Source organism: Pseudoalteromonas sp. R86517 (assembly GCF_042466295.1).
Lineage (GTDB): Bacteria > Pseudomonadota > Gammaproteobacteria > Enterobacterales > Alteromonadaceae > Pseudoalteromonas > Pseudoalteromonas atlantica.
Genome location: NZ_JAXHCB010000001.1, coordinates 656,345 through 678,393, shown reverse-complemented (window position 1 = coordinate 678,393; position 22,049 = coordinate 656,345). Strand labels below are relative to the sequence as shown.

19 protein-coding genes and 1 tRNA gene are annotated in these 22,049 nt (G+C 40.6%); 10 read left to right on the top strand and 10 right to left on the bottom strand.

From position 1 onward, the window contains the following. Positions 1–115 precede the first annotated feature (115 nt). Genes SJY38_RS02995 through SJY38_RS02980 form a run of 4 tightly spaced genes read left to right on the top strand, consistent with a single transcriptional unit; the run spans position 116 to position 6,310 of the window. Positions 116–2,089 carry a TolC family outer membrane protein gene (locus SJY38_RS02995; RefSeq protein WP_377109276.1) on the top strand — a complete coding sequence of 658 codons (1,974 nt, stop codon included), beginning with the start codon at positions 116–118 and terminating at the stop codon, positions 2,087–2,089. 53 nt (positions 2,090–2,142) lie between these two features. Continuing rightward, positions 2,143–4,281, top strand: coding sequence for a type I secretion system permease/ATPase (locus SJY38_RS02990; protein ID WP_377109275.1), 2,139 nt, complete (start codon positions 2,143–2,145; stop codon positions 4,279–4,281). Beyond that, positions 4,278–5,699: an HlyD family type I secretion periplasmic adaptor subunit gene (locus SJY38_RS02985; protein ID WP_055252885.1), complete on the top strand. Its 1,422-nt coding sequence runs from the start codon at positions 4,278–4,280 to the stop codon at positions 5,697–5,699. Before SJY38_RS02990 ends, SJY38_RS02985 begins: the two co-directional genes overlap by 4 nt. Before the next feature lie 23 nt (positions 5,700–5,722). After that, positions 5,723–6,310: a LuxR C-terminal-related transcriptional regulator gene (locus tag SJY38_RS02980; RefSeq protein ID WP_377109274.1), complete on the top strand. Its 588-nt coding sequence runs from the start codon at positions 5,723–5,725 to the stop codon at positions 6,308–6,310. Between the two features lie 133 nt (positions 6,311–6,443). Here SJY38_RS02980 and SJY38_RS02975 read toward each other — a convergent pair whose 3' ends face one another. The 3 genes from SJY38_RS02975 to SJY38_RS02965 form a co-directional block, all read right to left on the bottom strand. Continuing rightward, positions 6,444–8,402: a LapD/MoxY N-terminal periplasmic domain-containing protein gene (locus SJY38_RS02975; RefSeq protein ID WP_029774508.1), complete on the bottom strand. Its 1,959-nt coding sequence runs from the start codon at positions 8,400–8,402 to the stop codon at positions 6,444–6,446. Continuing rightward, positions 8,402–9,109, bottom strand: coding sequence for a transglutaminase-like cysteine peptidase (locus tag SJY38_RS02970; RefSeq protein WP_024033060.1), 708 nt, complete (start codon positions 9,107–9,109; stop codon positions 8,402–8,404). Before SJY38_RS02970 ends, SJY38_RS02975 begins: the two co-directional genes overlap by 1 nt. 361 nt (positions 9,110–9,470) lie before the next feature. Continuing rightward, positions 9,471–9,926 carry an LPP20 family lipoprotein gene (locus tag SJY38_RS02965; RefSeq protein WP_004589651.1) on the bottom strand — a complete coding sequence of 152 codons (456 nt, stop codon included), beginning with the start codon at positions 9,924–9,926 and terminating at the stop codon, positions 9,471–9,473. A gap of 129 nt (positions 9,927–10,055) precedes the next feature. Here SJY38_RS02965 and SJY38_RS02960 point away from each other — a divergent pair, with 129 nt between their 5' ends. Beyond that, a complete protein-coding gene (locus SJY38_RS02960) occupies positions 10,056–11,249 on the top strand; it encodes a flagellar assembly protein FlgT (RefSeq protein WP_377109273.1) in 1,194 nt (397 codons plus the stop codon). Here SJY38_RS02960 and SJY38_RS02955 read toward each other — a convergent pair. Continuing rightward, entirely contained in the window at positions 11,246–12,136 is an 891-nt protein-coding gene (locus tag SJY38_RS02955) for a LysR substrate-binding domain-containing protein (RefSeq protein ID WP_029774511.1), read from the bottom strand. The genes SJY38_RS02960 and SJY38_RS02955 overlap by 4 nt on opposite strands. Before the next feature lie 109 nt (positions 12,137–12,245). On the opposite strand from SJY38_RS02955, the gene SJY38_RS02950 reads away from it, so the two are divergent. From SJY38_RS02950 to SJY38_RS02930, 5 genes are all read left to right on the top strand, one after another. Beyond that, positions 12,246–12,974 (top strand): glutathione peroxidase, encoded by a 729-nt coding sequence (locus tag SJY38_RS02950; protein WP_024033064.1) that lies wholly within the window; start codon positions 12,246–12,248, stop codon positions 12,972–12,974. Positions 12,975–13,056: 82 nt separating this feature from the next. Next, positions 13,057–14,505, top strand: a complete 1,449-nt coding sequence (locus SJY38_RS02945; protein WP_286741834.1) for a dihydrolipoyl dehydrogenase — start codon at positions 13,057–13,059, stop codon at positions 14,503–14,505. Between the two features lie 318 nt (positions 14,506–14,823). Continuing rightward, entirely contained in the window at positions 14,824–15,756 is a 933-nt protein-coding gene (locus SJY38_RS02940) for an exopolyphosphatase (protein WP_024033066.1), read from the top strand. A 552-nt stretch (positions 15,757–16,308) separates the two neighbouring features. Continuing rightward, complete coding sequence (locus SJY38_RS02935) at positions 16,309–16,653, top strand: hypothetical protein (protein ID WP_249326144.1); 345 nt, start codon at positions 16,309–16,311, stop codon at positions 16,651–16,653. A gap of 196 nt (positions 16,654–16,849) precedes the next feature. Beyond that, a complete protein-coding gene (locus SJY38_RS02930) occupies positions 16,850–17,671 on the top strand; it encodes a hypothetical protein (protein WP_377109272.1) in 822 nt (273 codons plus the stop codon). 145 nt (positions 17,672–17,816) lie between these two features. On the opposite strand, the gene SJY38_RS02925 is transcribed toward SJY38_RS02930, so the two are convergent. From SJY38_RS02925 to SJY38_RS02900, 6 genes are all read right to left on the bottom strand, one after another. Beyond that, positions 17,817–17,891, bottom strand: a tRNA-Arg gene (locus SJY38_RS02925). 220 nt (positions 17,892–18,111) lie between these two features. Next, the gene (locus tag SJY38_RS02920) at positions 18,112–18,789 is read right to left on the bottom strand and encodes a FlgO family outer membrane protein (RefSeq protein ID WP_286741833.1); all 678 of its coding nucleotides are present in this window, start codon (positions 18,787–18,789) and stop codon (positions 18,112–18,114) included. Between the two features lie 8 nt (positions 18,790–18,797). Continuing rightward, complete coding sequence (locus SJY38_RS02915) at positions 18,798–19,490, bottom strand: FlgO family outer membrane protein (RefSeq protein WP_004586248.1); 693 nt, start codon at positions 19,488–19,490, stop codon at positions 18,798–18,800. Positions 19,491–19,503: 13 nt separating this feature from the next. Then, positions 19,504–20,097: a FlgO family outer membrane protein gene (locus tag SJY38_RS02910; RefSeq protein ID WP_286741832.1), complete on the bottom strand. Its 594-nt coding sequence runs from the start codon at positions 20,095–20,097 to the stop codon at positions 19,504–19,506. Between the two features lie 159 nt (positions 20,098–20,256). Continuing rightward, positions 20,257–20,835: an SPOR domain-containing protein gene (locus SJY38_RS02905; protein WP_286741831.1), complete on the bottom strand. Its 579-nt coding sequence runs from the start codon at positions 20,833–20,835 to the stop codon at positions 20,257–20,259. A 211-nt stretch (positions 20,836–21,046) separates the two neighbouring features. After that, positions 21,047–21,745, bottom strand: coding sequence for an SPOR domain-containing protein (locus SJY38_RS02900; RefSeq protein ID WP_273606092.1), 699 nt, complete (start codon positions 21,743–21,745; stop codon positions 21,047–21,049). Between the last annotated feature and the right edge of the window lie 304 nt (positions 21,746–22,049).

Here is a 22,049-nt window from a genome sequence, read left to right as displayed (position 1 = left end):
AAAGTGGTAGATAATAAATTTTATGCTAGCCAAAACGATTATTTGCGAAATATGCATTTATTGACTAAACCATATGGTAGGTATTGATAGCCCAAGTAACCCCTAAGAGGAAGAAATGATTACAAAAAATACTTTACTAAAGCAAAAAGGAAAGCTGCTTATAGGTTTAACGCTAAGTGCGCTTGGCGCAACTAACGTGGTAAAAGCCGATGACAGCTCTGTGGCGCCGCTTACATACGTCACCAGTAAAGCAATTGAAAATAATCCCGAGGTACAACAAGCATGGCATACATTTAAATCCTCAATTTATGGCGTAGATGCAGCCCGCTCAGGCTACTTACCTAGCGTTGATGTATCTGCCAGCGCAGGTTATGAGCGCCGAAACTACGGTATAGAAGACGAATACAACCGCAACACTGCAGAGCTTAGTGTTACTCAAATGCTTTACGACGGGTTTAGAACATCTAACACCGTTGAAAGGTTTGAGCGTATTCAGCTCATTCGGTATTTTGAATTACTCTCACAAACAGAGCAAACTGCATTAGATGCATCTATTGCATTTTTAGATGTGCAAAAATTTAAAGAACTTGTGACACTCGCTGAAGAAAACCTGCAAGAACACGAGTCTGTATACCAACAAATTGAACAAAGTGTAGGAGCCGGTGTTGCCCGAGCAGCAGATCTAGAGCAAATTAGCGGGCGCTTATCGCTAGCGCAATCTAATGTGCTAACCGAGTACGCTAACCTGCACGATGTAACCGCGCGTTATTTAAGAGTTGTTGGCGAGCTACCCGTTAATGATATAAAACAAGCCAAATTAGATGAGCAAAACGTGCCCATTTCTATTAACCAAGCGCTTGATATAGCCTATAAAAACAGCCCTGCTTTTTACGCATCGCTTTATAATATAGAGGCGCAAGAAGCCAACGCTCAGGCACAAAAGGCAGCGTTTCATCCAAACGTAGACTTATCTGCCCGTTACGGCACACAAGACAGAGACGAGCTAGGTTTAAACGAAACAAGAACCGAAGCACGGGTAGGTATAGACATAACCTATAACCTGTACAACGGGGGCCTAGATAGCGCCAACCTTGAACAAGCATACCAAGATGTAAATATTGCCAAGTATCAACGCGATCAAGCTTGTGTTGATATTCGTCAAAGCCTACAAATTGCCTATCATAATGTGAACAATATAGAGCAAAAGCTACCCACGCTTGAAAGCTATAAAAACTCGTCAAACAGAGTAAAAATAGCCTACCGAGACCAATTTGATATTGGCCAACGCACCTTGCTTGATGTACTTGACGCTGAAAACGAAGCATTTCAATCTAACCGCTCGTACATTGTTGCTCAATACGATAGACAAACAGCCATTTTAACTATGCTTAACGAAATGGGTAAACTATTGCCAGCTCTAAATGTTATGTCTGACAAGTACCCAACATTAACTGAGTTAACAGATGACCCAATCGTGCATAACGCACAAAATATATGCCCAAGTTACGATGTAGCTGCCACCTTTAAGCGCAAAGCTTTTTTACAAAAAAAAGCCAAGCAAGATAACGCCTACATGAGCGTTACAGCTTTGCCTAGGTATTTAGAAATGCCACCAGAAACCCCTAGCGCATCGAGTTTTGCAGATGACGATAACGACGGCGTACCTAACGAGCAAGACACCTGCCCAAGCACGCCAGCGGGAACAAATGTAGACCTGTCTGGGTGTACTTTGTATGACCAAGCGACCGACTCAGTTGAAATAGGCATTCCCTTTTCAGCCGACTCAAGCCAAGTGCGCCCAGAGTACTTGCAAGAGGTAGAAAAGCTCGCGGAGTTTTTAAAAAATAACCCTGACAAAAAGGTAGAGATCCAAGGTCACGCCTCATTAGATGGCGATAGAAAATACAACCGCAAACTTTCAGAGCAACGCGCCTTTGCCGTAGCACAATTACTTATTGAGCAATTTGATATAGCGCCTAATCGTGTTCAATCATTTGGTTATGGTATTGATCAGCCACGCGTTAATGAAATTTCGGTACGTGCTAATGCGGCAAACCGCCGTATTGAGGCGGTTATTACCGATAGTTAAGAGGTGCTTAAAACAAATAAATTTAAAATGTTTTACATAACATTGGATGGTATATGGAATTAAATGATGTACTTGATCATGGCGGCGCACTGGTAGATTGCCTTGCAGTATTGTGCCGCTTTCATGATAAAGATTTTTCAAGGGAGGCCTTATTAAATGGCCTCCCACTAACAGATGGAAACTTAACGCCTTCAGGGTTTGCACGTGCTGCAAAACGTGTGGGCTTTAAATCAAAAGTTGTAAATAAGCCTCTTAATCAAATTAATACTGCTTTATTACCCGCCATTGTTATTTTAAATAATAACCAAGCGTGCGTGGTAACCGCTATTGATAACCAAAAACATACAGCGCAAGTTACTTACCCCGAGCTAACCGAGTCTGTTGTAGAAGAAGACCTAGAACAGTTAATTGAAAAATCAACAGGTTTAATTATTTATGCTCATCCAGAGTTTATGTTTGATGAGCGCTCCCCGGTGCTTGAAAAGCTCTCTAAAGATGGCTGGTTTTGGGGCGTAATAAAAGAATGCCGCGCACTGTACAAAGACGTCATAATCTCCGCCATTGCATTAGGCGTTTTGTCTGTTGCCATGCCTTTATTTGTAATGAATGTATATGACCGAGTAGTTCCTAATCATGCAACAGAAACCCTCTGGGTTTTAGCCATCGGTATTTTAATAGCGCTGACCGCCGACTTTGTACTGCGCTTAGTACGCAGCTACTTTGTAGAGCTTGCGGCAAGTCGTATAGATGTAAAAGTATCTGCGGTTATTATGGAGCGCGTACTTGGTATGAAGCTTAAAAATAGGCCCTCATCAGCGGGGTCATTTGCGAGTAACATACAATCGTTTGAAGCCGTACGTAACTTTTTTAGTTCAATAACCTTGGTCGCGCTGGTTGATTTACCCTTTGTTGCTATATACCTAATTGTTATTGCAATAATAGGTGTACCGCTTAGCCTACCCATTATCGCAGGTGCCCTAATACTTTTAAGTTATGGCATAGCAGCCCACAGAAAACTTGAAGCGCTGTCAGAGCAAACCATGAAAGCAAGCTCAATGCGCAACTCCATACTTGTAGAAAGCTTAACCAACATTGAAGATGTAAAAAGTTTTCACAGCGAATGCAAAACCCAATCAACATGGGAAAAATCAACTATTTATATTGCTCAGGTTAATGCGCAAAGTCGCTTAATCTCAAGCTCAATCTCTAATAGCGCAGCGTGGATACAACAATGTGTTGGCGTGATCATTATGATCATCGGTGTTCATTTAGTTATTGAAGGCGAGCTCACGCAAGGGGGATTAATAGCCGCTTACTTACTTTCATCACGTGCAATGGGGCCGCTTGGGCAATGCGCCGCCGTACTTGCGCAATATCATCATGCTGCTATTGCTATGCAATCGCTTAACGAAATAATGGAGAAAGACGTTGAACGCCCGCCAAATAAACATTGGTTAAGCCACCCCGTATTAAACGGCGAAATAGAATTTAAAGACGTATGCTTTAAGTATGAAGACGACGCGGCCGATGCGCTTAGTAATATTAGTTTTAAAATAAAAGCGGGCGAAAAAGTGGCTATTTTAGGGCGCAACGGTTCGGGTAAAAGCACCCTCGAAAAACTTATTTTAGGCCTTTATGACCCAACCGCAGGCTCCGTAATGGTCGATAACAACAATATACAACAAATAGACCCCGCAGAACTTCGTCATAACATAGGGTACGTGCCCCAAAATATAGCATTGTTTTTTGGTAGCTTAAAAGACAACCTCACTATTAGCGCATGGCATGCTAAAGATGAGCAAATTATTAGCGCATGCGAAAAAAGCCAGTTATTCGAGTTAATCAACTCTCACCCCGATGGGTTTGACCTACAAGTTGGTGAGCAAGGTCGCTTGCTATCTGGCGGCCAAAAACAAGCAATTGGTATAGCGCGCGCACTAATAAACGACCCCCCTATTATGCTGTTAGATGAGCCTACCTCATCGCTTGATCACAATAGTGAAAATAAAATTATTCAAAATTTAAAAACCGCCACCCAAGACAAAACCTTAATTGTAGTTACTCACCGCTCGTCTTTACTTTCGTTGGTTGATCGCATCATCGTGCTCGATAACGGAAAAATAGTTGCCGATGGGCCTAAACAAAAAGTAATTGCCGCACTGAATAATCAAACAGTGGAGCAAGCATCATGAGCGACAATAAAAAGCCACTAGAGCAGCGCTCTTTTGAATCGGTAAGTAAAGCAATAGAAGCACGTAAAAAAGGTAAGCCTTCGATCTTTAATCGCTTATTTAAAGGCTGGCTTTCGCCTCCTGAATCACAAGATTGGGTAGTCGATGCGCAGTGGGAAAAAATGCAGCAAGAGCCTGCCAGCGCACGTTTTTTGTTATACCTCATTTGCATTGCATTTATTTTGCTTACAATTTGGGCAGGCTTTGCGCCACTCGATGAGGTAGCTCGTGGTGAAGGACGCGTTATCCCATCAAATAAATTACAGTTAGTGCAATCTTATGATGGCGGTATGGTAGAAAAAATAAACATTCGAGAAGGGCAAATTGTTGAAGAAGGTGACGTATTAATAAAAATCGACCCTACTCGGTTTATTTCAAGCTTTAGAGAAAACCAATCTAAAGTGCAATCACTCACTGCAAAAGTAGCCAGGTTACAAGCCCTTACCAGAAAAGAAGATCTCGTTTTTCCTGATGAGCTTGTTAAGCAAGTACCCGAGGCGGTCGCTCATGAGCGCTCAATATATTTAAGTAATCGCCAAGAATTAGAGCAGCAAGTGGCAATTCATAAACGCCAGCTAGAACAACGCAGACAAGATCACATTGAAGCAAAAGCCGCTTTGCAACAACACACTAGCGCTCTAAGGCTAAGTAATCGTGAGCTGCAAGTAACACGCCCACTGTTAAGAACCGGTGCTGTATCTGATATAGACATCATTAGGTTAGAGCGTGAAATAGTTGATTTAAACGGCGAAATAAACCGCACTAAAGCCGTTATTAACCGCAGTTTATCGGCTATCAACGAAGCTAAAAACAAAGTAACAGAAGTTGAACTTGCGATGATCAACCGCTGGAACAACGAGCTTTCGGAGGCATTGCTGCGTTTAGAGTCGATAAAAGAGACCGAATCAGGGCTTGCCGACAAAGTGGCCCAAACTGAGATAAAATCACCGGTTAAAGGCACGGTACAGCGTTTATTGGTTAATACCGTAGGCGGCATTTTACAACCCGGCAGTGACGTTTTAGAAATAGTCCCTTTAGACGATCAACTTATTGTTGAGGCAAAAATACCGCCGAAAGATATTGCCTTTTTACGCCCTGGGCAGCCCGCCATGATTAAATTTAGCGCCTATGATTTTGCGGTATACGGCGGACTAGAAGCCGAGGTACTGCATATAAGTGCAGATACAATTACCGACGACAGAGAAAATACTTTTTATTTAGTGCAATTAAAAACCACTAAAAATAACTTTTCAGAAGAGTTGACTATAATTCCAGGAATGACCACACAAGTGGATATTATTACTGGTAAAAAAACCGTCTTGGAATATTTACTTAAACCCGTACTCAGAGCTACATCGCAAGCAATGACAGAACGCTAAACTGAATTTATTGGAGTAAATTAATGCGTCAAAGTATATTTGTTACACAACCCGAACTTGAATCGAGCCACTGGCGAAGTGCGTTTGCAGGTTGTGTAATATGCACCAAAGAACCAAAACAAATTAATGCATCAAGTATTATATGGGTTCTGGCGGGCACTTCGGGATGGCTTGAACTGGTAAAAAAATATGCCCAAAAACGCTTGCCAGTTATTGTAATGACCACAAATCTAGAAATAGAGGAACTTAGAGCAGCCCTGCAAGCGGGCGCAAGAGGCTATGTAGAAGCACTTGCATCTAAAGTAATATTACAACAGGTACTTGAGACTATTTGCTCAGGCGGCCTGTGGTTACCTGGGCAGCTACTATCTAATATTGTTGGGGCACTAAGTCAGCAGCAAATAAATTACACCCAAGCCTGCGATATTCAAAGCTTAACTAAACGCGAACGCCAAGTTGTTGATATAGTTATAACAGGGGCAACCAATAAACAAGCCGCTGAGTCACTAAATATTACAGAGCGGACAATTAAAGAGCACATGAGCTCAATTTTCACTAAGTTAAAAGTGCGCGACCGTATACAACTTATGTTAGCAGTTAAAGGTAACTAGCTTAAGCTGAAATAATAAAACCTTCGCCAGTTATAGTTAACCTAATAAACAAAGGCTTATAGGTTAAATACTGAATTGCATTTACCTATTCACCGCCATTATTAAACCACTCCCCTTTAATTAAAGAGTCGCTTTACGACTCTTTAATAACTCCATCAAAGCCAAGATTAACCAGTGTATCTATATCGTCTTGGCTTGTTACGCCCTGTGCGACCACTTTAATACCAATAGAATGTGCTAATGTACAAACACCGCGTAAGAAGGTTTGATTGTCTTGGCTGTAACTAATGTTATGCGCGTAAATGCTGTCTATTTTAAGCATTTCTAAGCCAAATTCTTGAATGTTCTTAATCTTAGTAAATTCAGGTCCCACACGTTTAAGTGCCACTTTAGCGCCCATACAACGCACCTGCTCACAAAATTCCTTAAATATATCTTTTTCGTTTACGACAATGTTTTCGCGTATATCAAAACATATATTTTTTGCCAAATCAGGAAAGGCAGACACATAGGTTAATACCGAGGCAAGCGCGGTATCATCCATTAATGTTTGCGCCGAAAGCTCTACAGCAATCAATTCATTTGGCGGCGCTTCACCGTACTGTTTAACAATTTGCTTGATTAAACTCCAATCCAAACGTGCTAATAGGTTTAAGCGATTAGCCCATTGATAGTAGTAGCTTGATTTATAATGTTGGCCGCCAAATTCTAAACTTAAACTAAGCTGGTGCTGTAACAAGGTGTCGTTAAAACCCATAACCTCTAAACAATTTAACTGTATAGTTTTTTGCTCAAGCGCATCCTCAATAGCCTTTTGCCAGCCAGTAGAGTCATCAAAAATTTCACTCTTTTGTTTATTATCAATGACTTTTGCTTGCACCCCAGGTTTGTTACCTGCTGTTTTTAATAAACCATCTACACGGCGTAATAAATCAAATCGGGTGTCGTTTTTCTCAATGTAGGTACAACTGTGTACAATGGCCAAATCAATATTTTTGTATTCATCAACAATCGATTTATGCAATGCGGTTATTTGCTCGCTAAGCGCTTGAATATCATCAGTATCGCTAAACAACACAGTAAAGTCGGTATGTGATATACGCGCAATATAGTTTTCTGAAAAGTGCGCCTGATTCGACTCTAAAAACTGCGTTAACACCTGAGAAAAACGGCGCAAAAAGTTAACCATTTCTACACGGCTAATCGATTCACTTATTTTATCTAAATTAACCACCCTAAATAAAAACAAAGCACCATGGGCATGATCTTTCACTTTTTGTAAATGAGCCTCTAATGTGGCACTAAAATACTCTCGATTGGCAAGCCCTGTTAGCTCATCGTGCTGGGCTTTAAAACGCAACTCCTCTAAGCGTTTATTATCTTCTTTTATAATGCGACTAAACCGTGTCGATAATAAATTCATCGACTGCACAAGGCGTGCAAACTCAAAGGTTTTTGGCACTTTTGATTTAATGAAACGCTTATCGCCAAAGGCGTTAGCTTGGTACACCACATCATCAAGTGGCGTTAAAATTCTACGTAATAAATACGCACTTATGGCACAGGCAAAAAAGGCCACCACTAAAAAGCTAAAAAACAGTTTAAGGGCGCTTTCCCACAACGCTTGCTCAGCATATTGACTGTGGCTTTCAACAAATAAGGTGCCAAATTGCTGCCAACCGTTGTTAACCTGCCCTACACCTGGCTGAACATTTAGCCCATATACCGCTCTAAACCAAGCTGGTGCGGTATTTTCTAACGTGTCGGTAAATACGCGCTTTACAATAACCTCACCATTTGGGTCTTGCAGTTCTATGCGTTTGTAGTGGCCGGTATCAAAAGTGGCCGATACTAAAAGCTCAAGCTCTACAGGATCTTTTTCAAGCTGACTAATCATCAGCGCTAAAGAGCTGGCATTATCAACATTTTTTAAATACAGCTGCGTAGAAAAATAGTTTCTAGCAGAGTTAGTACTTATTAACACGCTACTTATAAAGCCAACAAAAATCACCACCAGCAAGGTGATCCACAGCTCTTGCCTAAGAGTGATTTTTCTTTTTTTGAAAAACTTAAATAAGGAAAATGACGCCATTACCACATAACCCCTTCTTGTGATGTCTGCTCCAAAATTTTACGCCAACGCGATAGCCTTGCTGTCGGGCTGGCTACACTTTTAGTCGAGTTATTTGCCCATAAACCTTGGCTGTTAAAACTAAATACCGGGCTTAAATCAACGCGTTTTGCTGCAGGTAACACTTTTGTTATTAAACTATCTAAAATAAGCGGCTGAGCATTAGGCGTAGCAAAGTAGCCTAATACCATGTGTGCTTGTGTTTTGTTTGTACCAGCAAGCTTAGCTTTTACATATATAAGCCTAAGCTTGTCGTCGCTTACGCCTAAGGCGCGTAAACTAATGTATTTAGCAATGGCATAATCTTCACAATCACCTAAACCACGGCCAAGAGTTTCTAATGGCGTAGCCCAATAGTCGTTTTGCTTCCAAAGCTGTATATCGGTTTGGTATCGAAGATTGCGTGCAAAAAAGTCGTTAACAATTAAAATTTGTTGTTGTTCTGGTTTATTTTGGGTGCGCACCAACATAGTTTGCCAATTACGCGCCACAGTGACTCGCGCAGGGCCATATTTTTGCCCCATTAATTCTATAAAGGTATTAAATTGAATAGTTAAACGGCTCGCAAACACGCCGCTTGAAAGTAAAAAAAATAGCAGTAAATAGCGCAAATTGCTTTTGCACCAAAAAAATAGCTTATTTGAGGAAAGAGTGGGCCTAAGTGTCATTCACAGCCCAAAAAAAGAAAAATTAAAAACATACACCAAACGCTACACTACTTGTTCAAATATTATTCGTAACAACAGCATAGCACTCAATATAAAAGGATGAGATATTTTGTATGTGTTTTTTTACTAGATTTAAATTTTAACTCGGTCATTTCAACATTGCTTAATACATTAACTAACGTATTGAACCATCGTTGTATTTAAAGCTGATTTATCAAACCCTAGATTTACAGAAAAACGCTCCCGTAAATAGCAAAGTTATGTATTGCTATACGAGTATATTCCACGCGTTTAACACTAAAACCAGCTGCTAAAATAGCAGCTTAATGTAGCTTTACTATTTAAAGTACTGGCCAGTTACTTAGTAGTAGGTCACTTTTTTAACTTCTCGCGGCTTAATTTCACCTATGTATAAGTCGTGGACGCGCTTCATGTTTAGCTCAAGCTCGGTAACGTATACATCGTCAACTGAGTAAGTTTTAATAATTTGCGCACCTTTAATTATGCCCTGCACTTTACTTTCCATGTAATCGTTTTGAGCAATAGCACCTGCTACAGACGTGCCCGCTGTAATTTTTTGCCCATAAACTTGCTCAGTCAGTTCACGGTACGCCTCAAGCTTAGAGGCTTTAATTGCCATTAATTGCTTTTGTGATTTATTAGCCCCTTGCTGCAAGCTAATAGGTGCATAACCAACCGCTTTAAGTATGGGATAATTATTTGGCTCTACATATTTGTACTCAACATGTTTATCAAACACGTTGCTGCAACCGGCAAGGCCAAGGCCTGCTAAAGTAAGTAATATAATTGCACGCATTTATTTGCACCCTTTAAACTAATTGCGCAAATAAATGCAGGTTTAATGCCATTTGTTATAAAGTCCTCATATTGGTGCAGTCCTTGCTTAGCTAAAGCGTAATTAACTAATTTTATGTGGAGTACCAGTATGAATACGTTTTTATCATCACTATTTGCAGGTGTTACTAGCGCTGCATTATTAACGTTTTCTGCCAGTACTTACGCACAATGGTTTGAATCTACCGGCCATGCACAAATACAAAATGGCGACATAAGCAGTGCTAAATCGGCCGCGATTAAAGATGCAATTACACAAGCATTAGTGTTTTCTGGCGCCCGGGTTAGCTCGGTACAGACCTTGGTAGATGGCGTGCTAACGCAAGATCAGCTAAAAATTAGTAGCCACGGCGAAATACAAAAAATAGAGCTGGTGAGCGAGCAACGCCAAAATCAACAATTTGCCATTACGCTTAGGCTTGATGTATTTGCCCAAACAGAGCAATGCCCACAAAGTAACTTTAATAAATTTGTTGCTGTAACCCAAAGCCAGCTTGTTCATCGTGAGCATGCCTTAATGGGTCAAATATTTGACGTAAATAAAGCCATTAGTAAAAAGTTATTTAGTGCTTTGCAAAGTACAAAAATGAGCACCCTGCCCGTTGCTTACTACAATAAAGCAATTAATGTAGACAATTACTTTAATCAGCAGCACGATTACTCAAATGCACAACTAGAAGAGCTTTCAGCCAGAAGCAACGCGCAATATGTTTTATTAAGTCAAATAACCAATTTAGCGCCAAGCGATAAACTCAATAACGACTACGCCTTTTGGCAAGACGAAACTTACCAGCGCAGCTACGCTATTGAGTTTATGTTGTTTGATGGCACCACGTACGAACAATTATGGCAAAACAGCTATCATACCCAAGCTGTATGGCCATTTGAAAAAACAGCCATAGTTGATGTAAATAGTGATAGGTTTTGGCAATCACCTTTTGGGCAAAGTATTAGCGATATAAATCAAACGGTCAGTTACGATATACAAGCGGCTATGGCGTGTTTTCCTACTAAAGGTAAAATAATGCACATGGAAAACAACAAATTAGTGATAAACCTAGGCACAGTTCATGGCCTTAAAAAAGGCCAACTATTAAGCATTGCGCACCATAACTACTTAACCGATGCACAAGGCAATACTATGCCGCATACCATTACCACGCTTAACACCATTGTGGTTGAGCAACTTTATAAACAAAGCGCAATTGCTGTAAGCCTTAACGACAAGCCTTTGCCTGGGGTACAAATAAACGATGTGGTAGAGGTTGCAAGCCAAGAACGCTAAATAAGCGCCCGCTTTAAATTTGGGTGCTCTGCCAACCACTGGGCTAATTGCTCAACGCCCGCCAAACGCGGGTAGTGTTTTCTGCAAGCAAATACCACATTACGTTGCTGATTAGGAAAAATAGCTAAATAATCAATCCCTACACGCTGTGTACACGCAAGCTTGGGCACAAATGTCACCCCGTCATCTATTGCCACCAGCGCCAATAAAGTTTCTAAACTATTGCCCTGATATTGGTTCGACACATCCACTCCCGCAGCAAAACAAAACTTTTGGGCTTGATCTTTAAAGCAATGACCATCACTTAACATTAATAGGCTACAACTTTGTAAATCGCTTAGCGCTACTTTTTTACGATTAGATAATGGGTTATCGGTTGAAACAGCAACCATAAAGTCTTCTTTGTACACGTTAACCGTATGGTAGTTTTTAAGCTCGGGAACATCGGCCAAAATTGCAAAGTCGAGCTCGCCGTTATCAAGCGCCTCTAGCATAGTCGCTGTTTGCATTTCTATAAACGAAAAGTGGCTCTCGCTAAACGCCGCTTTCATAGAGGTCAGTAAAGCGCTGAGTAAGTACGGCGCAATAGTAGGAATAATACCAATTCTTAGCTTACCTTGTAGCGGCCCGTTCGAAGTAGCCGCCAGCTCTTTTAAGATTTCTGTTTGCTCTAAAATAACGTTTATTTGTGTCAACAAACGTTCACCTTGCGCTGTTAATGTAACTTGCTTAGTTGAGCGGTCAAATAAAACAACATTAAGCTCTTGCTCAAGCTTTTTTACTTGCCCACTTAGTGTAGGCTGGCTAACAAAACAGGCATCGGCCGCTTTGCGAAAATGCTTGTGGTGCGCTATTGCTTTTACATACTCTAAATCTTTTAAGTTCAAATTCATCTCCACCTGATAGGCTACACCTATTAGTTTAATACAAACAAACGATTGGAACTATATTTAAATTCTCGCCATAATGGCTCCAACAAATCAAGAGGAACAAACTATGTTAAAGAATATTGAAGGTCAAACAATCCCAAGCGTTACATTTGCAACACGTCAAAACGACGAATGGAAATCAGTAACCACAGACGAAATTTTTACAGGCAGAACCGTTGTTGTGTTTTCACTACCGGGCGCATTTACGCCAACCTGTTCATCAACTCACTTACCACGCTACAACGAGTTAGCCGGTGTACTTAAGCAAAATGGCGTTGATGAAATTGTATGTGTATCAGTAAACGATACATTTGTAATGAACGCATGGGCAGAGCATCAAGAAGCGCAAAACATCACATTATTACCTGATGGCAACGGCGAATTTACTGACGGCATGGGCATGTTAGTAGATAAAAACGATTTAGGCTTTGGTAAGCGCAGCTGGAGATACTCTATGCTAGTTAAAGATGGCGTTATCGACAAAATGTTCATCGAACCAGATTTACCAGGCGACCCGTTTGAAGTTTCTGATGCAGACACAATGCTTGACTACATCAACCCAAAACAAACTAAGCCAGAGCCAGTAACCGTATTTACTAAACCTGGTTGCCCTTTCTGTAAAAAAGCAAAAGAGCTACTAACAGAAAAAGGCTACGCATTTGAAGAAGTTGTTATGGGTGCAGGCGCTACATTAACAAGCCTTAAAGCAATCACTGGCCGTGACACTGTTCCACAAATATTTATTGGTGGACAACACATTGGCGGCTCAGACGATTTAGAAAAATACTTTGCTTAATTAAGTAAAAAGATAGCAGGGGCGTACACGCCCCTCTATATCAATCTCATCGCTCAGATTGAAAATAATAAAGGATACCACTATGAAAGAATTACAAACCGATGTTGTTGTTATAGGTGCAGGTACTGCAGGCTTAAGCGCATACCGTAACGCAAAACAATTCACCCCTAACGTTTTAATGATTGAATCAGGCCCGTACGGTACTACCTGTGCACGCGTTGGTTGTATGCCAAGTAAATTACTTATTGCCGCAGCCGAAGCCGCGCATTCAATTGAAATGGCACCTGCATTTGGTGTACATAGCTCAAAGCCAAGAATAGACGGCAAAGCAGTTATGGCACGTGTTAAAAGCGAACGAGACCGCTTTGCAGGATTCGTAGTAGAAGCCGTAGACGACATTCCTGATGAAGATAAAATTCGTGGCTACGCCAAGTTTTTAGACGCCAACCGCGTACAAATTGACGATGACATCATTATTACTGCTAAACGTTTTGTTATTGCCACGGGTTCGCGCCCATCATACCCTGGCGTGTTTAATAACTTTGGCGACAAACTTATTATAAACGACGATGTATTTGACTGGGACGACCTACCAGAGTCAGTGGCTGTATTTGGCCCAGGCGTAATAGGCCTAGAAATTGGCCAAGCACTTAGCCGCTTAGGCGTAAACGTAAAATTATTTGGTGTTGGCGGCGCAATTGGCCCACTTACCGACCCAGTAATTAAAGACTATGCAAACACTGTTTTTGCTGAAGAATTTTTTGTAGATACCGACTCAAACGTATCTGACATGATGCAAGTTGGCGATAAAGCCCAGCTTACTTACACCGATAAAGACGGTGCTAAACACACCGAGCAATTTGACTACGTACTTGCAGCCACAGGCCGAGTACCCAATGTAGACAAGCTAGGTTTAGAGAATACCGGCATAGAGCTTGATGAGCGCGGTGTGCCACACGCCGACCCGCACACTATGCAATGTGGTAACTCAAATATATTTATAGCGGGCGATGCCAGCAATATGATCCCCCTGCTACACGAAGCATCTGATCAAGGCACCATTGCCGGACAAAATGCTGGGCGCTTCCCCGATGTACGCATTGGCCTTCGCCGCGCTAAAATTGCCGCAGTGTTTAGTGACCCACAAATAGCAATGGTTGGCGAAAGCTTCAAACAAATTACAGACCGCCTAGGTGAATGTGGTTGCTTTGAAGTAGGCGAAGTGAGCTTTGAAAACCAAGGCCGCAGCCGAGTAATGCTTAAAAATAAAGGCCACATGCGCGTTTACGCAGAGCAAGGCACAGGCTTATTTTTAGGTGCAGAATTTATTGGCCCACAAGCCGAACACCTTGCTCATTTATTAGCATGGGCTGTACAAAACAAAATGACCGTACCAGAAATGCTGGATATGCCATTTTACCACCCAGTAATTGAAGAAGGTCTACGCACGGCCCTACGCGATTTAAATGCCAGACTTAAATTTGGCCCAGATATTATTAACAGCTGTATGGAATGCGGACCAGGCGCTTAACTTTTATACAGTAATAAAACAAATACATACTTGCTAACAAAAAGCCAAAACAGTCGTTTTGGCTTTTTTATGCGCTTTTTTAACGCTAATACCCATTGTATTAAATTATGAGGTATTGATAGCAACAGATAAACAGAGTACATACAAAGGCATAATTTTCGATAGGCATATGTTCTACTTAAAAATTTATAACGCCGTTTACGCTTTATTTAGCACGTTTGAATGACTAAATTTTTAATTCGATTGCTATAACCTCTCAAAAATTATTTTAGCTGTTACACTTATTTGATAACTCAATCACAACAAGATGGAAAAGCTATGCCCAATAATAAATTTAGACTAGTCACCCGCAGCGATTTTGACGGCTTGGTATGTGCCGTACTGCTCAAAGACTTAGACCTAATTGATGACATTTTATTTGTACACCCGAAAGACATGCAAGATGGCAAAATAGACATAACTGCAAACGACATTACAACTAACCTACCCTACGTTGCTGGCTGTCATATTGCATTTGACCATCACTTAAGCGAAACCGTACGTAACGCAAGCGATATTAAAAACCACGTAATTGACCCTAAAGCCCCTTCTGCTGCACGCGTTGTTTATGATTATTATGGCGGCGCAGAAAAATTTCCAAACATCAGCACAGACATGATGGAAGCGGTAGATAAAGGCGATGCAGCGCAGTTCTCAAAAGACGAAATACTCAACCCAACAGACTGGGTATTAATGAACTTTATCATGGATGCACGCACAGGCCTTGGCCGCTTCCGCGAGTTTAAAATTTCAAACTACCAATTAATGATGAAGCTAATTGATGCCTGTAAAGATCAAAGCATTGAAGATATTTTAAAAATGGAAGACGTAGCCGAACGTGTTGCGCTTTATAACGAGCATAACGAAAAGGCCAAAGAGCAAATAGCACAATGCGCAACCGTGCATAAAAACCTTGTGGTGCTAGATTTAACTCAAGAAGAAACTATTTACGCCACCAACCGTTTTGTAATTTACGCCATGTACCCCGACTGCAATATATCAATTCACAAAATGTGGGGCCTTAAAAAACAAAACGTAGTATTTGCCATAGGCAAATCAATCACCAACCGCAGCTCAAACACCAATGTGGGCGAGTTATGCCTTAAATACGGCGGTGGCGGCCACTTAAACGCCGGTACCTGCCAAGTAGAAACCAGCAAAGCCGAAGCGGTGCTTGGTGAGCTGATTGATACGATTACGAGTGATGGTTGAGCTGTAAGCTGTAAGCTGTAAGCTGTAAGCTGTAAGCTGTAAGCTGTAAGCTGTAAGCTGTAAGCTGTAAGCTGTAAGCTGTAAGCTGTAAGCTGTAAGCTGTAAGCTGTCAAAATTTTAAAGCGAGTAGATTTATATTTACTCGCTTTTTTATACGTAGTTATAAGAATTACTGTTTTACTAACACTTCAACTCAGTAGTTATTGGCATCTTTGGTTTTTTAAGGGCGGCTTTGAGCTATAAGCGGACGATTGGGTAAACTCGTTGTTGGACAGAAACGTGTTAAATCTGATGCTTTAATACGTTACTGTCAAATTAGGCAAAGTATGTGGATTTCTGTTTGTTAGGCTTTTGTACTGCACCACTGGACTTCCCACAGAAATCATCAAGCATTCTGAGAAGCTAACAGCGAAAGATGAGCAAACCCGATTATAAGTTTAACAAGCGCATTAAATCTGACGCCCTACATTGTCCGATTTTTTTGCTTAAAAGAAAATGACGCAAAAAAGTGTCCAACATGTTCCGCAGTTTATGCGGGCGTTAGCAGTCGATATGAAATTTCGCATAATTAGAAGCATTGAAGCACATATTATTAAAGATCGTGTACCAACTGAGTACAAGAGCTTAGCGGCAGCTTGTGAATCTCAGTTTTCTGAAAAATGTACTTTGATTACTTTTCCACATAATAGAAAAGATGTGATAAAAAGTAACCTTACAGAAAAAGCATTAAAAAAGTTTGGAGAGCCGAGCCAAGATACTTTAATAGTTGTTGGAGGCTGTTTTTCATTAGAATCTGTTGAAAAATTAAAAAAGTACAATGCCGTTTTTCTTGCTCTATCGGAATTCTCATGGACAGATGAGCGGTACACGTTAATAAAGGCAGGCGAACCTAGGTAAAGTCAACTGCTAAGAAGTCGTTTAAAAGGACAAAAACAGTTGGCTTTTAACGAGTCGTTACGAACGTCCGGAAATGGCACTGAGCCGAACTTCGACAAAGAGCGAATTACGGACATGGAGCTAATCTTCATTGTTAAATAATATTATGCTATACCATTATAATGACTCTTTATTTTATAGGGATTTGAAATAACAAATGATGAGAACTTTTTTATTGTGTTGCAGTTTAATCATTGCGACGTCTGCTTATGGAAATATGCCATCCTATTTCAACGAAGACATTGATAGCGAGTACAGAGAGCTGCTTAAACATGCGGACAAGATGCTTCCTCAAACGGATAAACAGCTAGCATACCTTCCTTCATTCTTTCCATTTAGTCTGTTGGATGTTCGCCCAACCAATTTCGTAAATAATAATGACAAGCAAGCCTTTGCAAATTTTAATTTTGGGGTATTAGGAAGTAGGTTCCTGAATATTAATAAGAAGCAACTTTCTAATTTGCCAAGCATCTCAATATGCAAGGAGCAAAAATGTAAAAAAGAACGAATTGAGCTGATAAAGCAGTTTTTAGTGGATTCAAAGAGTGAAGTTGAAATGTTGAGACAAAATACAAATCTTTATATTGTCCAGCAAACGGCACCACATGTTTTTCGCATAAATAACACGTTTTATAGTCCAACGCAGCTTATTACCTACTACCCATCCAAACAAGCAGGATTTATCCCGTCAGGTGACTATAGGTTATCCAAGCCTGAAGAAGCTCCCAAAATGTTGGCATTATCTGAAGTTACTAAGGCTCTGAGAGAGGTGATGGCTAAGTATAATGTTGCTGCAATCACGAGAGTAAACGAAGAGAGTCTCAACATAATCTTTGGAGGTATAAGCGATAACCATTGGGGAATCGTAATTAACCATAAATCAACTATTCCAACTTCTGGTGATTATAGCCATATAGGTTTGGAATTCGATATTGTTCAAAAAGTTTCTGATAGCAGTTTTTACTATCAGACTAACTAATGGCTGTTATTGGCACTACCCAGCCACTCGGCAACATAAAATATTGATAATAATTGGTAAGGTATTTTACTGTGTCGGATGGCGCTTCGCTTATCCGACCTACGCAGGCACAAAAGAGTTACTAATATTGCATTAGGTTTTTGGTTGGTAGCCCCTGCAGGAATCGAACCTGCAACTGCCCCTTAGGAGGGGGCCGTTATATCCATTTAACTAAGAGGCCGCATCGAGCTTACAGCTTACAGCTTACAGCTTACAGCTTACAGCTTACAGCTTACAGCTTACAGCTTACAGCTTACAGCTTACAGCTTACAGCTTACAGCTTACAGCTTACAGCTTACAGCTTACAGCTTACAGCTTACAGCTTACAGCTTACAGCTTACAGCTTACAGCTTACAAAAATTATAACGGCATCTTGTTTTTCATATCAAGCTAAAATTAACTTAATTGCTTGATAAATATATATCTTCTTTGTTTAACACGTACAGTGGTATGAGTTTTCGGCTGCTTGCTACAATATGTTTACTATGGACATTTATAACGCGGGTATTTACTGCTACGCCATTTGGGCGGTAAATTAACGTACCTGCTAATACATAGTTAGCCATGCTGCTTTCGCTTAGCTTTTCTATATCGCGAGATAACACAAAATCGCCTCTATTTGATACATCAATGTTGTCCATGGTTTTAAAATCTACCACGCCGTAGCCAAATTTTTGCAGCTGATGAATAAACGTCTCTGCTAATTGATTACCCAACTGATTACTTTTATTAAGCGATGCGTCTAAATCTACAATGGTGGTAACCGCTATGTTGATGCTGTTGTTATCGGGCGCTTCGGCTTCAAGCGTATCGACTAAATCCAGCGCCATTTGCTCTACATAGTTTGCCAGCGTTTTGTGGTGTTTTAGCGGTGTAAACTGCCTTACTGTGTCGTACTCACTTTGCTGCTGCACAGATTGGTTGGCATACATAGGCTTTGATTGGCTACTTTGCGTTACCACGGTGTAATCTGAGCGCGTGTTTATGCTTTCGTTATGCTCATTATTTTGCGTTATTGAACAGCCAGTTAATACTAACGTTGCCATTAGCCCCGCTATAGCAGATAGTTTGTAAAACATGGTCAACCTCACTCGCTGGCTTGTTTAAGCATAATTCCGTCGGTGCGATAGCTACTGTTTAGCGCATCAACCACTGATTGAGGGATAAACCCTTGCGCACTGCCCACTACCGCTTTACTTTTAATGCCCACTATTCGTGCATTTACCAGTACGCCACCTTGGTGGCTCACAAGTGTTCCTGCTAATACGTAATTAAAGTTTTGATCTTGGTTTAGCTCTAGGTAGTCGCGGCTAAATACAAAGTCGCCTGCGGGGGTTACTCGCATATAATCAGTGGTTTTAAAATCGATAACCGGTACTCCAAAACTATGCAGCTCGTGCATAAAGCTTTCGGCTATTTGGTTACCTAACAGGCTTCCATCGCTGTAGTCATCATCTAAAAACACAAAGCTAGAAACGGCAAGTGGCGTTTTGTCGTTTACGTATTGCAGGTTTTCGACCATGTCTTGCATTATCCCACGCACATAATGGTTTATATTTTTGCGTTTTGCAGGGGCACTTTTGGTGTAGTTACTTTGCTTGTTTAAATTAGACTGAAATAACGCTTCATTTGGTGCAGGTGCTTTTACCGCACGCTGCTCTGAAACAAGCTGGGCTGCATTGTCTTGCTCAACCTGCTCCGGCTCTGAATGTAGCGAATTTAACATTTGCGAACAGCCAAAGCCTAATGGCAAACATAGGGTAATTAATAGGTTTCTCATGGTGTGCTCCAGATTAATATTCGCTGCGGTACAAAGAGCCGTCACGCTGCTGAATTTTTTCGTTTCCCCACATTACATTTATAGGGATTTCTGTGCTGCCTGCCGACAGTACTTGCTTGTTTTCAATATTAACGAGTCGTGCATTAACTATGTAAGCATGCTGTTGGCGCGTTACAGTGCCGGTGATGACTAAGTCAATATTTTGGCGATTGCGTAATTTACTTAAGTCGCGGCTTAATATGCTGTCTGCGTTTTGCGCTAATATAAGGTTATTGCCAAGGCGGTACTCAACGGTATGATAGCCAAGCTGGGTAAATTGCGTTAATAAGCTTTCTTGAATTTGTAAGCTCAAACCCGAGGCCTGCCCTGCTACTAGCTTAGTATCTAAAGCATCCGCATAAAAAAAGCTACTCACACCAATGCGCGCATTGGCATTTAAAGCACCATTTACATGGTTAAGCTGCGAGGCTAGATTTGCTACATACTCGTTAACGGTATAGGGGGCCATTGCTGCTTTTGGCGCGTCAGTAGGCACACTCAGCTCTGGGGGCGGAACCAAGTTGCAAGCAGTTAAATTTAACAATACTAAAGGCAGTAAAAGGCGCATAGTTGCCGTCCTCTTCAAAACATACCGAGGATAAAGCAATTATTATGCCTAATTAACCTAAACTCTGGATAATAAACCTATCTCTAGCCAGAGATAATAAATTTAAGTATCAAGATAGTTCAATATGCTAGTAAGGCTCTTAACCAGAGTTCAGGTTAATTAACTTTGAGGCGTTTTGACATAGTAAGTGACAAAGCAGTTATTAATTTTTATTAATGACTTACATGCATCCTTTGCTGCTTCTTTTGTTTTAAACGCACCAAGCTTTAATCTATAAAAGGTGTGCTGGTCAATCAGTACTTGCTCGGTATTTACTTCAAGCTTATTTGAGGCCGATTGAAATTGCTTTATAGCCGCTTCAAGTACCGCTTTATTTTTATATGCCCCCACTTGCACAGCAAACAGCGCATTTGTATTTACAACAGCTAAGTGGTTAGTTTGCTGTGGTTTTGGCTGCGCGTTAAGTTGTTTTAATTTATCTACTGTGCGCTGTAATTCACTTTCTAGCTTTAACAGTCTTTCTAGTTGAGGCTTGGTTTGTTGCCACTGCTGCGCTGACTCTTTTAGTACGGCTAAATCATCTTTTTTAATGAGCACCGCCTGCTTTTGGGCCGTTGCGAGTGCGTGAGCACTGTTTGCTAATGCAAAGCCTAAAACTAATGTGGCTAAAAAATCCTTGTAGTGCAGCATAAGTATGTTGTTAATTTGGGTAAGAGTGAGCGCTATTTTAACAGCCAAACAATGCTTAGCAAGTCACGCGTGCTAGGACCTATTGCGCTTTTATACCAATTAGCTTAATTAAGTAATCTATTATGAGGATAGTAAAACGTATTGATAGCTAGGCAAAAAAATTCGCTATTTAGTTGCTCTAAACGAGATTTATTAACGCAGAACGCAACACGATTAGCCCCGTAAAATAATTATTTATTATTGCGGGTTAGTATCACTATTAAAGTTTAATTGGCTTATCGGTGTAGTTACTTACAATGCAGTCGAGCTTATACATTTTAAATACTTCACAGTCGGCTTTGGCATTTTTAAGGTTTTTATAGGAGCCAAGCTTTAAGCGATAAAAGGTTTTATTATTTATTTTTGCGGTTTCTACGTTGGTTAATATTTTATCTCTAAATAGTGGCGCTGCTTTGGTATTTAGTTCTTGCCAAGCTTTGGCTACATCCTGCTTAGAATCAACCGAGGCAACTTGTAATGCAAATACATGTTTAGGGGTATTAAGCTTTATAGTTTGCTTTTGGTTATTGTTAGCAGCTTTGTAAGTTTGCTGACGACGTGGCTTATTACTGGTTGTACGTGAAGGCGTGCGAGTGTAACGGCTACTGTAGGCAGGGCTTGCATTAGATTGTGCAATAGCTTTAGAGTTTATTATATCTATATGATTAACCAGGTAAGTAATTTCTTTTTCAAGCTTTAAAATACGCTCTATACCGGCGCGTGCTTGCTGCCATTGCATTGCTGCATCTTTTAATTGCGCAAGCTCTAGTGCAGTTATCGATACGTAATCGGGCGTGGTGTTAGGTATTTCATTATCAACAGCAGGTTTAGCGGTAGGCGTAATAGAGCACGCCGTGCCAAACGTAAGCGTAAAAAGGCATACAAAAAAGTGTTTATAGTATTTTTTTAATTTAAGCATGTACCCGTTATCCTGAAAGCAGTGCCTGTGCACTTACATTTCAGTTAAACATTCTCACAAGAAAGCGTTTAACTTAGCAATTTAAACAATGAGCGATTTTTGCTCCCGCACGCTAATTTACCTGCATAGATAAAATTAACATGACCCTTCCGTGAGTTTGGCTTTTAATACAACTTTGATGCCAATTAACATAAACTTTACAATATAAATTACGTTATGTTGCTATATAACGCAAGTCAAATTCAGAACATAATTAAGCGTAGACCATCTTTATTACTGGCGTGGTTAAAATTAAGTAAACCCA